This window comes from Sphingomicrobium arenosum, from assembly GCF_026157085.1.
In the GTDB taxonomy this organism is placed as follows: domain Bacteria; phylum Pseudomonadota; class Alphaproteobacteria; order Sphingomonadales; family Sphingomonadaceae; genus Sphingomicrobium; species Sphingomicrobium arenosum.
This window is the reverse complement of the sequence record NZ_JANPVN010000001.1, coordinates 2,135,868-2,150,548: the sequence shown is the minus strand read 5'-3', so window position 1 is coordinate 2,150,548 and position 14,681 is coordinate 2,135,868. Positions and strand designations below refer to the sequence as shown.

At 66.9% G+C, this 14,681-nt stretch carries 8 protein-coding genes; 2 read left to right on the top strand and 6 right to left on the bottom strand.

Going from position 1 to position 14,681, the window contains the following annotated elements; genetic code table 11:
- Nucleotides 1-57 precede the first annotated feature (57 nt).
- A complete protein-coding gene (pulA, locus tag NUW51_RS10775) occupies nucleotides 58-2,661 on the top strand; it encodes a pullulanase-type alpha-1,6-glucosidase (RefSeq protein WP_265587526.1) in 2,604 nt (867 codons plus the stop codon).
- Between the two features lie 13 nt (nucleotides 2,662-2,674).
- Here the strand turns inward: pulA and NUW51_RS10770 are convergent, their stop codons facing one another.
- The 3 genes from NUW51_RS10770 to NUW51_RS10760 form a co-directional block, all read right to left on the bottom strand.
- The gene (locus NUW51_RS10770) at nucleotides 2,675-3,157 is read right to left on the bottom strand and encodes a hypothetical protein (RefSeq protein ID WP_265587525.1); all 483 of its coding nucleotides are present in this window, start codon (nucleotides 3,155-3,157) and stop codon (nucleotides 2,675-2,677) included.
- Entirely contained in the window at nucleotides 3,157-5,580 is a 2,424-nt protein-coding gene (gene gyrB, locus NUW51_RS10765) for a DNA topoisomerase (ATP-hydrolyzing) subunit B (protein ID WP_265587524.1), read from the bottom strand. Before gyrB ends, NUW51_RS10770 begins: the two co-directional genes overlap by 1 nt.
- A gap of 181 nt (nucleotides 5,581-5,761) precedes the next feature.
- Nucleotides 5,762-7,183 (bottom strand): S41 family peptidase, encoded by a 1,422-nt coding sequence (locus NUW51_RS10760; protein WP_265587523.1) that lies wholly within the window; start codon nucleotides 7,181-7,183, stop codon nucleotides 5,762-5,764.
- A 119-nt stretch (nucleotides 7,184-7,302) separates the two neighbouring features.
- On the opposite strand from NUW51_RS10760, the gene NUW51_RS10755 reads away from it, so the two are divergent.
- On the top strand, nucleotides 7,303-8,595 hold the full coding sequence (locus NUW51_RS10755; RefSeq protein WP_265587522.1) for a DUF2254 domain-containing protein: 1,293 nt from the start codon (nucleotides 7,303-7,305) through the stop codon (nucleotides 8,593-8,595).
- On the opposite strand, the gene recF is transcribed toward NUW51_RS10755, so the two are convergent.
- From recF to NUW51_RS10740, 3 genes are all read right to left on the bottom strand, one after another.
- Complete coding sequence (recF, locus tag NUW51_RS10750; protein WP_265587521.1) at nucleotides 8,558-9,613, bottom strand: DNA replication/repair protein RecF; 1,056 nt, start codon at nucleotides 9,611-9,613, stop codon at nucleotides 8,558-8,560. The two genes, NUW51_RS10755 and recF, sit on opposite strands and share 38 nt — an antisense overlap.
- Before the next feature lie 358 nt (nucleotides 9,614-9,971).
- Nucleotides 9,972-11,072, bottom strand: a complete 1,101-nt coding sequence (gene dnaN / locus NUW51_RS10745) for a DNA polymerase III subunit beta (RefSeq protein WP_265587520.1) — start codon at nucleotides 11,070-11,072, stop codon at nucleotides 9,972-9,974.
- Between the two features lie 248 nt (nucleotides 11,073-11,320).
- Nucleotides 11,321-14,581, bottom strand: a complete 3,261-nt coding sequence (locus NUW51_RS10740; protein WP_265587519.1) for an ATP-binding protein — start codon at nucleotides 14,579-14,581, stop codon at nucleotides 11,321-11,323.
- Nucleotides 14,582-14,681: the final 100 nt, after the last annotated feature.

Sequence of the window (14,681 nt, the reverse complement as noted above, 5' to 3'; positions counted from 1 at the left end):
TGCCGAACGCCCGCCCGCCCGCAATGGTCGCGTCCGTCAGGAAAAGAGGAGCGAGTGATGCGGGGTAGGTATCTAGCGGGCGCGCTGGTCGCCGCACTGGTGGCGTCGAGCGGCTGCGCGCCGGTCACGGTGGAGAGCGCCGCCACCGACTGGGTGCGCCCCGGCGATGCCCGCGCGCACTGGCTCGCCCCCGACCTGATCGCTTACGACGGCGTGATCGCACCGACCTTGCTTGCCGGGACGATGCGCCATTCTCTCGCGCCTGCAGGCAAGGTCGACGGCGCGCTCGCCGCCGCCCACCCGCATCTCGAAGGCCTCGCCTTGTGGCGGCTCGATGCCGCGCGCGACGACGTTCGCCAGATGCTCAAAGGCCCGGTTGCGCTCGATCGTACGGGGCTTCAGATCGGCCCGGTCCTCGATGCGCTTTATGCCGATGCCGCCAAGAGCGCACGGCTCGGCGCGCGTTTTGCCGACGACGGCAGCCTCGCCATCGCGCTCTGGGCCCCCACCGCCCGCTCGGTGAAACTCCACCTGTTCGACACCCCCACCGGACCTGCCCGAGCCGTCCGGCCGATGACCGAGGACCCCGCCTCGGGCGTCTGGTCCGTCACGGGCGAGCCTGACTGGAAAGGCGCCTATTACCTCTACGAAGTCGAGGTCCACGCCCCCACCACGGGCCGGATCGAGACCAACATGGTCACCGACCCCTATGCCCTCGGCCTTGCCGCCAATGCGGGGCGTACGCTGATCGTGGACATGGACGACCCCGCGACCAAGCCCGAGGGATGGGACGCCTTTGCGCGCGACCTCGACGGTGCGGCCGAGAACCGCTCCATCTACGAACTCCACGTGCGCGATTTCTCGATCGGCGACACTGGGATTCCGGTCGAGAAGCGCGGTCGATACGCCGCCTTCGCCGACCCCGCGACCGCCGGCGTGAAGCACCTGTCGCGCCTCGCCAATGCTGGCCTCAGTGACGTGCATCTACTGCCCACCAATGACTGCGCCTCGATCGAGGAGCGCGCGGACCATCGCGTCGAACCCGTCGGTCTCGACGATTACGGACCTGCCAGCGAAGTCCAGCAGCAGATCCTCGATGCCGCCGACGAAACGGATGGCTTCAACTGGTGCTACGACCCCCTGCACTATCTCGCGCCCGAAGGCTCCTACGCCTCCGACCCCGACGGCACCGCGCGCATCCGCGAGTTTCGCGCGATGGTGATGGGTCTCGATGCCATCGGGCTCGGCACCGTGCTCGATGTCGTCTTCAACCACACCCCCGGCCACGGCCAATCGGATCGCGCCGTGCTCGATCGCATCGTGCCGGGCTATTACCAGCGGCTGATGGAAGACGGCAGCGTCGCCAATTCGACCTGCTGCTCCAACACCGCGACCGAGCGCGTGATGATGGAAAAGCTGATGCGCGACGGGCTCATGGTATGGGCGCGCGATTACAAGGTCTCGGGCTTTCGCTTCGACCTCATGGCGCACCATGCGAAGGATCACATCCTCGCCGAGAAGGCCGACCTTGCGCAGCTCACCCTCGCGAAGGACGGCGTCGATGGTGCCGACCTCCTCATCTATGGCGAAGGTTGGGATTATGGCGAGGTCGGCGGCGATGCCCGCTTCGTCCAGGCCGACCAGGCCAATATGGGCGCGGGCAGCGGGATCGGCACCTTCAACGACCGCTTCCGCGATGCCCTTCGCGGCGGTCGCTACAACAGCCGCGGCGACGAGGCAATAACCACGCAAGGCTTCGCCAGCGGCCTCTTTACCGCGCCCAATGCGATGACCAGCGCCGATGCCGCGGCGCGTGCACGGCTCCTCACCCTCACCGATCACGTCCGCGCCGGGCTCGCCGGCAGCCTCGCCGACTATCGCTTCATCAGCGCCGATGGCACGCTGAAAGCCGCGCGCGAGCTCGATTATGACGGCCACCCCGTGGGCTACGTCTCCGACCCGCAGGAAAGCGTCAATTACGCCGCCGCGCACGACAATCCGACGCTGTTCGACAACAATGCCTGGCGCCTGCCCCGCGACATCAGCCGTGAAGAGCGCGTTCGCTGGCAGAACATGGCCACCAGCCTGATCGTCCTGGCGCAGGGCATGCCCTTCATCCACGCCGGGCAGGAATTGCTGCGGACCAAGAGCCTCGATCACAACAGCTACAATAGCGGCGACTGGTTCAACGCGGTCGATTTCTCGGGCCAGCGCCACCATTGGGGCCGCGGGCTACCGCCCAAACAGGACAATGAGGTCGACTGGCCGCACGCCCGGGCTCTCCTCGCCGACCCGCGGCTGGAAATGACGTCATCCGACATCGCGCGCGCCACCGCTCATCTCGAAGAACTATTCGCCCTCCGGATGGCCAGCCCGCTATTCCGCATGAAAAGCGCCGAGGAAGTGCAGGCCAAACTGCGCTTCCTCAACACGGGGCCCGATCAGATACCGGGCCTCATCGTGATGATGCTCGGCGAGGGCGATCCGGGAGATTTGATGGTGGTCTTCAACGCCACCCGGGAAACACAGGCCCTCGACGCCGATCCCGCCGCCTATGCGCTCCACCCGGTGCAGGCTGCCTCGGACGATGCCGTCCTGCGCGCCGCACGCCCCGACGCGGTGCCATCGCTGACGACGGCCGTGTTCGTGGTGAAGGATTGAGGGCGCAGGTCTCTCAGCTGATCCACATGCTCTCGCTGCGCCGCACGACCCAGGCGCCGCCCTCGTGCGTGAGCGTCACTTCCGTGCCGCCCGCCGCAAGGTTGGCGACATAGTAAGAGATGCTGGCCTCGCAGCGCCGATCGACCGGCGAGCAGGAGAGGCTCGACACGCGGAGCATCTTGCCGCCCGTCACCCCATTCGGCGCGACGATGACGCCATTTTCGCCCGTCGAACAGGCAGAAGCGGGATAGACCGGGACACCCCACTCCCCCGCCAGCGCCGCGATGACTTCGTCGGGGGCATCGCGCCGCGCAGTCGTCTTGACCTCGCCCAGCTCGAGGCAGGCGAACGCTTTTGCCAGATGCCCCTCGAGCTCGCGCGCCTCGGTGAAGAAGCGCTCCAGGGCGACGCGCTCGATCTCGTCCTGCGTCTCCGCCGCCGTCTCGACCGGCGCGCAACCGGCGAGCAGTAGCGGGAGGAGCAGGGCGAAGCGCATCAGACGTCGAGGTTGGCGACGTTCAGCGCATTGTCCTGAATGAACTCGCGGCGCGGTTCGACCACGTCGCCCATCAGGCGGGTGAAGATCTCGTCGGCGACATCGGCTTGGTCGACCTCGACCTTGAGCAGCGAGCGCACCTCGGGGTCGAGCGTGGTTTCCCACAGCTGGTCCGCGTTCATCTCGCCCAGCCCCTTGTAGCGCTGGATCGACAGCCCCTTGCGTCCGGCGGCGAGCACCGCGTCGAGCAGCCCCGTCGGTCGGTTGATCGCGGTGGTCTTGCCATCCTCGGCATCGCCCTTGCGCAGGACGGCGGGGGTAAGATAGCTGTCGGCCTCTTCCTTGGCGAGGGTCGCCAGCTTGCGCGCCTCCGCCGAACCGAGGAAGCCCGCGCCGAAGCGGATCGCATCGGTCACGCCGCGCCATTCGCGCCTGAGCACGAGATCTTCGCCGTCGCGGCCTGCGCTCCATGCGGCCTCGAGGTCGCCCGCCTGAAGGCGTCCCACCGCGCGCTCGACCGCGGCATCGAAGGCCTTCGCATCGATCCCCGGTTCGAGCACGCCCGCCAGCGCCAGCGTCTCGATGATCGCGGGATCATATTTGCGCGGCGCATAGCCGAGAACGGTGCGCATCCGGCGCGCATGCTCGACCAGCGCGCGCAGGTCGGCGCCCGACCGGCTGCCCGTATCGCTGTCGAGCACCAGCCCGTCGATCCCGGCATCGACGAGATAATCGTCGAGTGCGGCATTGTCCTTCAAGTACACTTCGCTCTTGCCGCGCGCGACCTTGTAGAGCGGCGGCTGCGCGATGTAGAGGTGCCCGGCTTCGACAAGCTCGGGCATCTGGCGATAGAAAAAGGTCAGCAGGAGCGTGCGGATATGCGCGCCGTCGACGTCGGCGTCGGTCATGATGACGATCTTGTGGTAGCGGAGCTTCTCGAGGTTGAAGTCCTCGCGCCCGATCCCGGTGCCGAGCGCCTGGATGAGCGTGCCGACTTCCTTCGATCCCAGCATGCGGTCGAAGCGCGCGCGCTCGACATTGAGGATCTTGCCCTTCAGCGGCAGGATCGCCTGCGTCTTGCGATCGCGGCCCTGCTTGGCGGAGCCACCGGCGGAGTCGCCCTCGACCAGGAAAAGTTCGGACTTGGCCGGATCCTTTTCCTGACAGTCAGCGAGCTTGCCCGGCAGGCTCGCGACCGTCATCGCGCCCTTGCGCGTCATTTCGCGCGCCCGCTTGGCTGCTTCGCGCGCCGCCGCCGCATCGATCACCTTCTGGATAACGTCCTTGGCATGTTGCGGGTTTTCCTCGAGCCATTCGCGCATCTTGTCGGCCATCAGGCTTTCGAGCGGCTGGCGCACTTCGGAGCTTACCAGCTTGTCCTTGGTCTGCGAGCTGAACTTGGGGTCGGGCAGCTTGACGCTGACGATGGCGGTGAGGCCTTCGCGCATGTCGTCGCCCGTTAGGCTGACCTTCTGCTTCTTCAAGAGCCCAGTCTGATCCGCATAGGTGTTGAGCGTGCGCGTCAGCGCGGCGCGGAAGGCCGCGAGGTGCGTCCCGCCGTCACGCTGCGGAATGTTGTTGGTGAAGCAGAGGACATTTTCGTAATAGCTGTCGTTCCATTCGAGCGCGACCTCGATGCCGATATCGTCGCGCTGCCCGGTGATGGCGATCGGTTCGGGCAAGAGAGCGGTCTTGGCACGGTCGAGATATTTCACGAAGGCGGCGATCCCGCCCTCGTAATACATTTCGACTTCGCGGCGCTCGTCATGCCGCTCGTCGGCAAGATGGATGCGCACACCCGAGTTGAGGAAGGCGAGTTCACGGAAACGGTGCTCGAGCCGATCGAAGTCGAATTCGACGATCTTGAAGGTGGCAGGGCTCGGCAGAAAGGTGACCTTGGTGCCCTTCTTGCCCTCCGCCTCGCCGACGACGCGCAGGCTCTCGACCGCATCGCCATGCTCGAAGCGCATCCAATGCTCCTTGCCGTCGCGCCAGATGGTCAGCTCGAGCCATTCGGAGAGCGCATTCACCACCGACACGCCGACGCCGTGCAGGCCGCCCGACACCTTGTAGGCGTTGTCGTCGCTGGTGTTCTCGAACTTCCCACCCGCGTGCAGCTGGGTCATGATGACCTCGGCCGCCGACACGCCCTCCTCCTTGTGCATGTCGACGGGAATGCCGCGGCCATTGTCCTCGACGCTGACCGAACCATCGGCATTGAGAACGATCAGCACCCGGTCGCAATGCCCCGCCAGCGCCTCGTCGATGGCATTGTCCGAGACCTCGAAAACCATATGGTGAAGGCCCGATCCGTCGTCGGTGTCGCCGATATACATGCCGGGACGCTTGCGCACCGCGTCGAGGCCCTTGAGTACCTTGATGCTGTCGGCGCCATAATCGGATTTATTCTGTTCTTCAGCCATGGATTTTCTGTCGATTTCTCAATGGTTTGGAAGGGATTTTCGAGGCCGGGCGCCCTAGCCGCGGAGCGGCGGTCGGCGCAGGGAGGAGAAGGGCCCGAATTTCATCTTGGATTTATGGCAGAAAGCGCGTGCGAAACCAAGCCTTTCGGCCCTGTTTTCGCTAAGGGAAAGCGCCCGGCGATCAGCCCCGAACGCCAAGGCTCCTGAGCGCTGCCTCGAGCATCACATCCACCCCGTCGGATCGCAGCGTCGCGGCCAGCGGCACGGGGACGTCGGGAAGGGTCCCGGCATTGGGTTGGAAGCCCACCACGTGGCTCGCCACCAGAGGAATGTCGAACGAAAGATCGCTCGCCGGCAGGCGCGCGAAGAAGAAGGCATCGCCATTGCCGCCGCGCTGATTTCGCCCCGTTTCCTGCCCCACCAGCAGTCCGAGCCGGTTTTCCTTGACCAGCTGCGCGAAGATCCCCGTGGCCGAGCTATTGTCGGCCCCGACCAACAGCGCGACGGCGCCCGCAAAGCGGGCCCCTCGCGGACGAATGACCCGCTCGCCCTCGATGGGCACCCGCCGCATCCCGCCGCCAGCGTCGGGGAAGGCCGCGCCGACCGTGTAGAGGCTGTCGTCCCATGTCGTCAGATAGGGCCGATCCTCATCGGCCACGGTGCCGAGCCGGGTCAGCCGCTCCTCCGCAGGCAAGGGCACAGGCGCCCCGGCGATCCGCTCGATCAGCGCGCGGCCGCAATCGAAATAGCCGCCCTCGTTACCCCGCAGGTCGATCACAAGCCCGCGCGTCCCGTCGCCCGCCATGGCGTCGAGCTGCGCATCGAGCCAACCCTGCCACTCCCAATCCGTATTGAACACCGCCCAACTCGGCATCCTCAGCACCGCGATGCCGCCGCGCTTCTCCATCGTCCACCATGCTGTGGCCGCATCGCGCGGCAAGGGCGGCGGTGCCAGCGCGCGGCGCCTTTCCAGCGTGATCGTGTCGAAGATGCGCTCCTCCGGCACGCGCATCTTCCCCCCGAGGCCGATCAGCACTCGCTCGCCCCAGAGGCGCATGGGGGCGGTCAACCAGTCGAAGGTCTCGAATTGCCGTGCTTCGCCGACCGTAAGCAGCGCGCGCCGCTTGTCGTCCAGCGCCCCGTCGGCACGCGTATAGCCCAGCAATGCGCGCTGCAGGCCTCGGACCGGCACGCGATTGACGGTAGAAATTTCCTGCCCTGCCTCCAGCCCGAGCCCGTGCGGGTCGTCCGTCACGATCATCCGCGACCCATGCCAGGTGAAGTTGAATGGCAGCAGCCGCGCGGCGCCGAGGTGCGCGGCGACCATCGTCTCCGACTGGTTGGTGGGATTGATGTGCGTATGGCTGCAACGCACCCTGCCGAGCAGCCGGGCCAGCGCGAGAAACTGCTTGTCGAGCGAAGTCGCCGTCCCGAAGCGGTGGCGAAAGCCCGCGACGCTGCGCTGCCATTCCCCGTCGGTCTGATACCGCAGCAAGCCGGGATGATAACGATGCAGCAGGCGCACCGCGATATCGGCGTCGCTGGCGGCCACCCCGCCCTTCACCGGCATAGCGCCGAGCATCGCGGTAGCGCCGCTTGCCATCAGCATTTCCCGCCGGTCCAGCCGCATCGCCGCCTCTTTCTGCTCGAAGGCTAGCGTCAATCCCGATGCGACGAAAGCGCCGCTGCCTCGTTATGGGCAAAAGAAGGAGTTTACCGCCGATGTCACGCTGGCGCTGGTTCATCATGCAGTTGACCAAGCGGATCTGGTTCCGCGCTGCGCTCATCGCGTTCCTGTCGGTCTTGCTGGCGCTTGCGGCGAAGCGGCTCGCGCCGCTCATCCCCTACGAATTCGGCAAGATCGGCGCCGATGCGGTCGACAATGTCCTCACCGTCCTCGCTTCCTCCATGCTTGCGGTCACCACCTTTTCGCTGACCGCGATGGTCACCGCTTTCTCTGGCGCCAGCCAGAATGGCACGCCGCGCGCTACCGAACTGCTGGTCGAGGATGCCGCCGCGCAAAACGCGCTCTCGACCTTCCTCGGCGCGTTCCTGTTCGCCATCGTCGGCATCATCGCGCTCAAGGCCAATTACTACGGCGTCCAGGGCCGCGCCGTGCTCCTCGTCGGCACCGTCATCGTCATCGCATGGATCTCCATCGTGCTGCTGCGCTGGATCGGCCAACTGACCCATTTCGGACGTGTCTCCGACACCATCGAGCGGGTCGAGAAGAAGGCGCGCGGCGCCGTCGAGGACTATAAGGGGCCGCTCAAACTCACCGGGCGCGACGCGCGTCACCCTGCCGGCCGGGCGGGCTGCGCCGCCTTTCCCGACCGCAGCGGCTATGTCGCCCATGTCGACCGCTCGAAGCTCTCCGAGCTCGCGGAACGCTGCGGCGTGATCGTCCATGTCGGCGCCCCGGCGGGTACCTTCGTCGGGCGCGACCGCCCGCTTGCCTGGACCAAGACCGTCCCCGACGAGGCCGAGGAGGATTGCGACGACCTGCCGCGCCGTCTCAAACGTGCCTTCACGGTCACCGACAGCCGCGATTTCGACCAGGATCCGCGCTTCGGCATCACCGTGCTGGGTGAAATCGCCAGCCGCGCTCTCTCGCCCGCCGTCAACGACCCCGGCACCGCCATCGCCGTACTCGCCGCTGGCCTGCGCGTCTTCGACCGGTTCATCGATGCCTGCGACGAAGGCGGCAGCCGCGACCTCGGCGGCGTTGTCGAACCAGCCTTGAGCCTAGAGGAAATGGTGCGCGACCTCGTCATCCCCATCGCCCGTGACGGCGCCGGTCTCGTCGAGGTGCAGATGCGCCTACAGGACGTGCTGGGTTCGATCGCGACGCGCGCAGGCGAAGCAAGGGACGCCTTTCGTCACGTCGCCGAACAAGCCCGCGATCGCGCCCTCGACAATCTCGATCACCCCGACGACCGCGAGCGGCTGTGCGAGGCGCATGAAGCGGCCTTCGGCGCTACCGATCCCGAACCAGAGCGCCACCGCGCACGCTGAACCGCGTTGCTTCCCCCACCGCGTCGAACAAGGCAGGCTCGGTGCCGGTCATGAACACCTGTCCCCGTCCGGCCAGCCGGTCGTAGAGAGCGGCGCGACGATCGGGATCGAGATGCGCTGCCACCTCGTCTAGCAGCAGCACCGGATCGAGCCCACGCTGCGCGCGCACCTTGTCGGCGTGGGCCAGCACGAGCCCGAGCAGCAGCGCCTTCTGTTCGCCGGTCGAACAGTCCGCCGCCGCCTGCCCCTTGGCGCCATAGGTCACGGCAAGATCGCTGCGATGCGGGCCCGACAGCGTCCGCCCCGCCGCCGCATCGCGCCGCCGCCCCTCCGCCAGCGACCGTGCGAGGTCGCCGCCATCATAGCCTTCGAGCGACAGACGCGCGGCCGGGAAATCGTCATCGCCCCCGCCTGCGCCGTCCAAGACCGCCACCGTCCGGGCGCGCGCATCGTGGAGCGCATGACCAGCTTCAGCCATCTTGAGTTCAAGCCCGTCGAGCCACGCCGCATCGGGCCGCTCTTCCTCCGACAACAGCCGATTGCGCTCGCGCATCGCCTGCTCGTAGATGCTGGCGTTGCGCGCATGATCGGGTTCGAGCGCCAGCGTGAGCCGGTCGAGAAAGGCGCGCCGCCCTGCCGCGCCCTCGAGGAACAGGCGGTCCATGGCGGGGGTGAGCCAGAGGATCGCGATCCGCTCGGCCAGCGCTGATGCCGCCCCCGCAGCGCCATTGATCCGCACGACGCGCCGGTCGGGCGCATTGGCCTGCGTCCCCACGCCGACATCGGCGCCGTCGCCCAGCCGCGCGGCAATGGCGAACCCTAAGTCCCCGTCGCCGCGCGCCATCGTGCGGAGCGCCGCGCGCCGCAAACCGCGCCCGGGCGAGAGCAGACTGATCGCCTCGAGCACATTGGTCTTGCCCGCCCCATTGGGCCCCGTCAGCACATTGAACCCCGCCCCCGGTTCGAGCAGCGTATCGGCGTGATTGCGAAAATCGGTAAGGGAGAGGCGCGTGATCACCTTACTTGCTTGGCCCGCGACCGGTCCCGGATCAAGCATGGGGGACGGGCACCGCCCTGATAACTGCTCGTAATCGCATCAATCCCGCCGCGAAGCGGCCTGTCTGGAAGTTCGCGACGCCAGCGCAGCGCGCCGCATTCCAGCGAATAAGCGGCGAAAAACCCCCTCTCCCGCTGGCGGGAGAGGGTGGCGCGCCTTGGCGCGCTCGGGTGAGGGTGGGAAAGCCGAAGACTCTCGGGCACATGACACTATCGTAGTCATGAGGCTCGCGTGCGGCCGCGAGCCGCGTCGGTCGGGCTCGCTACCGCGCCCCGCCGGCCGGTCTTCCGCGTCCCTCGACGCGGGAGCGCTCGGCGGTTCAGACGCGCATCGGCATCAGGACGTAGAGCGCGGGGCTGTCGTCCTTCTCGCGCAACAGCGTCGGTGCCGCCGCATCGGCGAGATGCACTTCGACCGTATCGCCCTCGATCTCGTGGAGGATGTCCATGAGGTAGCGCGCGTTGAAGCCGATCTCGAGCCCGTCATTCTTGTAGTCGGCAGGTATTTCTTCCACCGCGACGCCATTTTCGGGACTGGTCACCGACAGAGTCACCGTGTTGTCCGAAACCGCCATCTTGACCGCGCGGGTCTTCTCGCTGGCGATGGTGGCGACGCGGTCGACGCCCGCCATGAAGCTCTTGGGATCGAGCTTCAAAAGCTTGTCGTTGGCGGTCGGGATGACGCGATTGTAGTCGGGGAACTTGCCGTCGATGAGCTTGGACGTCAGCACCGCCGCGCCGAGTCCGAAGCGGATCTTGCTATCCGACAGCGAGACCTCGACCGTGCCGTCGACCTCGTCGAGCAGCTTGCGCAATTCGCCGACGCACTTCTTGGGCACGATAATGTCGGGCATGCCGTCCGAGCCCTCGGGCTTCTCGACCGTCACGCGCGCGAGGCGGTGGCCGTCGGTCGCGGCGGCCTTCATCGCATCGTCGGTGACGTGGAAGAAGATGCCCATCAGATAATAGCGCGTCTCTTCGTTGGAGATGGCGAAGCGCGTCTTGTCGATGATCTGTCGCAGCGTCGCGGCGGGCAGTTCGAAGCGGTGCGGCAATTCGCCCTCGGCGATGACGGGGAAATCGTCGCGCGGCAGCGTCTGGAGGTTGAAGCGCGCACGCCCGGCAAGGACCTGCATCTTGCCATCGGCGGCGGTCAGTTCGACCTGCGCACCCTCGGGCAGCTTGCGGACGATGTCGAAGAAGGTGTGCGCGGGCACGGTGGTCGCGCCCTGCTGGCTGACCTCGGCGGCGACGGTCTCGTCGACCTGGAGGTCGAGGTCGGTGGCCATCAGGCGGAGCCCATTGTCGCCCGCCTCGAGCAGCACGTTGGACAGGATGGGAATGGTGTTGCGGCGCTCCACCACCGATTGAACATGGCCGAGGCTCTTGAGGAGAACCGCCCGTTCCAACGTCGCTTTCATGTGCTGCAAGCCCCCGAAAAATGGTCGTGTTGCGGCCGGGATCGACCGAATAGTCTTTCGTTATAGCGCGCAGGGGATGATGCGCTAGCCCCTTTGCGGGCGGGATGATCGCGGGCCGCGTGGCGAGTTTACAGAACCCGGCGCCGCCGTCGTCGTGATCGACCGTCGAACGCGCGAATTCGACGACTGGGGCGCAATCGGGCGCTCGGTACGCGGACAGCGGTGGATGCGATCACGCGGCGGCGGCGTCAGGCGCTACGGGCGGCCTGCGTCTGGCGGGCAGCGCGCTCTTCTTCGACCGCCCCGAGCGTCGCTTCCGCGACATGATCGAGGTCGGCGAGCAAGGTCCGCGCGCTTCTTTCGCCCAACGCCCCCTCGAGCCTCGCCGCTACCTTGGCGACGCGGCAGGCCCCTGCGCTGGCAGCGGCCCCCTTCAGGATATGCGCCTCGCTCGCGAGCTTGGTGAAGTCGCCTGCCTCGATCGCCCGCTCGATCTGCGCCGGGCGCAGCTCGAGTTCGACACGCAGCAGGCCGAGAAGGTTGTCGAGCCGCGTCGCGCCAAGCGCGCTGTCCAACGCATCGAGCCGGTCATGGTCGAGCAACGTGTCGGTAGCTCGCTCGTCGGCCTTGGCCGCTTTCCCGGGAACGTCGCCGGCGACACGCGGCGGGGAGCCCTCCCCCTCTTTGTCACCATCGCGCGCGCCGACCAGAGTCTCGATCGTCGCGAGGAGGGCGTCGCGGTCGATGGGCTTGGTGAGGAAGGCATCGAGCCCTGCATTGTCATAGAAGCGGCGCCGCTCGGGCGAGGCGTCCGCCGACAAGGCGATGATCGGCAGCTTTCCTCGTGCACCTTCGATTCCGCGAATTTGCCGCGTCGCGGCGATGCCGTCCATTTCGGGCATCTGCATGTCCATCACCACTGCATCGAAATAGCCGCCGCGCACCGCATCCACGGCCGCGAGCCCGTCGCCGACGCAGGTCACGCGATGTCCGCGCGCGCCCAGCATGGTGCGGATCAGCATCTGGTTGACCGCATTGTCCTCGGCGACGAGCAGGTCGAGCAGACGAGAAGGCGCCGCGCTCGCCCGCGTGGTCGCGACCGCGGGCTCTTCGCCGACCGGCAGCGCGAGTGTCAGGGTGAAGCAGCTGCCCTGCCGCGGCGCGCTCTCGACCGCGATATCACCGCCCATCACTTTGGCGATCCTTTGTGCGATGGCGAGACCGAGACCGGTACCCGAACGCGGGCGCGACAGACTGTCATCGGCCTGCGCAAAGGGTTCGAACAGCGCCGGAATGGCGGTGGGCGCCATGCCGATTCCGCTGTCGCGCACGGCGATGGTCCAGCACTGCTCGTCGATCCGCGAACGTCGCGACAGTTCGACCACGACCTCGCCCGCCTCGGTAAACTTGATGGCGTTGGACAAGAGGTTGGACAGTACCTGGCGCAGCCGCTGCGGGTCGCCGCAGGCGGGAAGGGGGGCGCCAATATCCTCCTCGAGACGAAGCCCGATCCCCTTGGCCCGCGCACCAGGCGCGTACAGGTCAATCAACTCGGCGACCAATGTCTCCACCCGGAAATCCGCCTGCGCCAGCTCTAGATGCCCGCCGTCGAGGCGCGAGAAGTCGAGGATTTCGTCGAGGATCGACAGGAGATGCTGTGCGCTTGCGGACAGCGTCTCGAGATGCGCCGCCCGCGCCCGCGCGTCGGGATTGTCTCGCAGCAGGTCGATGATGCCGATCACGCCCGTCATCGGGGTGCGGATTTCATGGCTCATGGTGGCGAGAAATTGCGCCCTGCCGCTCGCCGCCGCGCGAGCGGCATCGCGGGCGTCGATCATCTCGCGCCGCGCCCGGCGTTCCTCGGTGATGTCGCTGGTGATCCCGATGAGCCCGACGACCTGCCCCTTGGTATCGCGTTCGGCCTGCAGCGCGAGCCGCGCATGACGTTGGTCCTCGCCAACCGCGAAATGGATCGAACATTCCACGCTCGACCGGCGCCGCCGCGCTTCGCGCACTGCATTGAACAGTTTCGACCGCATCGCGGGGTCGAGATGGCGTAGAAGGGTGCGCGCCTCGATCAGCCTGCCGGGCACCTGGCCGAGCATCCGATACAGCTGGTGGCCATGGTCGAACCCGCCGTCGGCAAAGGAAAAGCGCCAATGCGCCACGCCCGCGAGTTCCTCGGCCAGCGTGAGCAGCCGGTTGGTGTCGCGCAGCTTGGCCGCGCTTTCGGTCATCATGTCCTCGGTGAGCTGGCGGCGGTGGATGTCACGCAGCGTCGCGATCATCTCGCGCGGGTGACCGGTGCGATCATAGACCAGCTGGAACATCGCCTCGACCCACCGCCAGCGCCCGTCCGCGTGGCGAAGCCGGAACCGCAATTCGGGCGGCTCCGAGCCGATCAGCAAGTCCGACAGGACATGGGTAAAGACAGGCCAATCGTGCCCGTGTACCAGCGGGCGGATCGATTGGCCGGAAAGCGCCGCCGGTGCATGGCCAAGCACGCGGTCGGCAGCGGAGGACGCGAAGAGCACCTTGGCCTCGAGGTCGAGCCGCAAAATGATGTCGCGGCTATTCTCGGCGACGAGCCGATAGAGCCGCTCCGATCGTTCGAGCGCCTCGGCATTGCGCCGCCGCGAGGTGATATCGTCGAGCGTGACGAGGAAACCGATACAGCGCTGTCCTTCGACCAGCGCATGGATCGAGAGCGCAAAATTCTCGCTTCCCGCCGGATGGGGGGCGCTCACCTCGAGCTCGGCATCTTCCTTGGTGATCTGCACCCGCGACCACAGGAGATCGAACTGCACCGCATCGGCGGGGTTGAGCCGCGACAGCCACATGCCATCGAGTGCCTCGTCCGGTCCCAGCCGGGCGAAGTCGCGCCACGCCGCATTTGCCCAGACCGGTGTGCCGGCCGGATCGCAATGCAGGATGGCGGCGGAGGCATGATGGGCAATCGCCTTCACCAATCGCCGACTAGCCGCGAGATCCTTTGCCGCGCACTGCTGGCGGCGGTGCAGGGACAGCATTTCCAGCACCCCACCGAAAAGAAAAAGTCCCGCTGCGGCCGGTATCCATATTGGAGAAAGCGGGTGCGGAACGGCCAGGCCGATCAGGAGGCCCGCCAAGCCGAGCGCGGCCACCGCCATCGGGATAAGCGGCGTGTCCAACGCATGCCGCAGCTCGGCCACAGGGCGCCATCGTGCCAAGTCGCGAAGACGATAGAGCGCGCTGGCCTTATCGGCCGGCGTGTTCGCTGCGACAGGCGCCGCCCCGACAATTGGCTGTTTGCCAGCACCCTTGTCGTCGGTATCGGCCAGCAGCCCGGCGCTGTCCGTAACCGTATCGGACTTTTTTCCCGCCTTGGCGCTGTCGGGTTGATCATCGCGGTCTGTCTTCGACAGCCCCTTGAGGGCCGCCGCTATCTCCGCCGATGCCGCCGTCGCCTCGACTGGATCGGCGCGCAATTCTCCAGCGCTCGTTGGCGTGGGCAGGCGGACATGTTTCATGCTTCCTCCTCGCGGGTTGGCGAGGATCGGGGGCGCGCCATCGGGTCTGATGGCGACGCCCCCGATTCCCGCAATCGCGAGAAGGGCTTAGGACATTAGA